Genomic DNA, 442 nt, shown 5'->3' with positions numbered 1-442 from the left:
TTACTTTGGCAAAGCGGAAAACGGGGTTCGAACCCGCGACCCCCACCTTGGCAAGGTGGTGCTCTACCACTGAGCTATTTCCGCGTGTTTATGATGCCGGCTAAAGGACTTGAACCCTCGACCCTCTGATTACAAATCAGATGCTCTACCAACTGAGCTAAGCCGGCATGTCATTAAAAAAATCATATTATGCGGGTGAAGGGACTTGAACCCCCACGCCGTAAGGCGCTAGATCCTAAATCTAGTGCGTCTGCCAATTCCGCCACACCCGCAAAAAATATGAGCCGTACAGGGCTCGAACCTGTGACCCTCTGATTAAAAGTCAGATGCTCTACCAACTGAGCTAACGGCTCATATGGAGGTTAACGGGATCGAACCGCTGACCCTCTGCTTGTAAGGCAGATGCTCTCCCAGCTGAGCTAAACCTCCATGGATAACTTAA

General features: G+C 50.5%; 5 tRNA genes. All 5 read right to left on the bottom strand.

Going from position 1 to position 442, the window contains the following annotated elements:
- Window positions 1-12: 12 nt before the first annotated feature.
- The 5 genes from AB3H93_RS14185 to AB3H93_RS14165 all read right to left on the bottom strand — a co-directional run bounded on the left by AB3H93_RS14185 (window position 13) and on the right by AB3H93_RS14165 (window position 429).
- Window positions 13-84 (bottom strand) — tRNA-Gly (locus AB3H93_RS14185).
- A 10-nt stretch (window positions 85-94) separates the two neighbouring features.
- Window positions 95-167, bottom strand: a tRNA-Thr gene (locus tag AB3H93_RS14180).
- Between the two features lie 23 nt (window positions 168-190).
- Window positions 191-272: transfer RNA gene (locus AB3H93_RS14175), tRNA-Leu, on the bottom strand.
- Between the two features lie 8 nt (window positions 273-280).
- Window positions 281-353, bottom strand: a tRNA-Lys gene (locus AB3H93_RS14170).
- Between the two features lie 3 nt (window positions 354-356).
- A tRNA-Val gene (locus AB3H93_RS14165) sits at window positions 357-429 on the bottom strand.
- Window positions 430-442 lie beyond the last annotated feature (13 nt).

This window comes from Enterococcus sp. C74 (genome assembly GCF_040887125.1).
Lineage (GTDB): Bacteria > Bacillota > Bacilli > Lactobacillales > Enterococcaceae > Enterococcus_B > Enterococcus_B hirae.
This window is presented reverse-complemented; position numbering and strand designations above follow the sequence as displayed.